The sequence below is a fragment of the Actinospica durhamensis genome (genome assembly GCF_018139695.1).
Lineage (GTDB): Bacteria > Actinomycetota > Actinomycetes > Streptomycetales > Catenulisporaceae > Actinospica > Actinospica durhamensis.
Window position 1 is genome coordinate 1 of the sequence record NZ_JAGSOG010000719.1, and the last position, 471, is coordinate 471.

1 protein-coding gene is annotated in these 471 nt (G+C 71.8%); it reads right to left on the bottom strand.

From position 1 onward, the window contains the following. Positions 1 to 431: Mu transposase domain-containing protein (locus KDL01_RS41880; RefSeq protein ID WP_438802029.1), on the bottom strand; the 431-nt coding region annotated here is incomplete at its 3' end. Positions 432 to 471 lie beyond the last annotated feature (40 nt).

Genomic DNA, 471 nt, shown 5'->3' on the forward strand with positions numbered 1-471 from the left:
GTGAAGGGGCGGGTGCCGGTCAGCTCGTCATAGACCGACAGCGGACGGCGTCCGACTTCGACACTTGCTGCGGCGGTCCGGTTCAGCAGGGTCTGCAGCGGTCCGGCCTCCGACCCGAGAGGCTGGCCGCGGCGGGGCGAAGGCAGAGCGTCGCCGGTCGTGACGCGGCGGCCGGCGCCGGTGGGCAGGCCGTCCCAGTGCGTCTCGTCCACGACCCGCGCTCCGCGGCCGACCGCTCGCGGATGGACGGCCAGCAGCGTCTGGCCGCCCGCGTCGGGGACGGTGGCATGCAAGCTGACCTGCGACTTCGTGGCCCGGATCTCGACCAGCTGGCGGGGACGGACCTTCCGGGCGGGCACTGAGTAGAGGTTCGTGTCGAAGGCGACCAGACAGTCCTTGCCGACGTGCCGCAGATGCCGCTGCGTAACCACGTAAGGAGTCTGCGGCAGCGGGCGCAGAGCGGTGTGATCA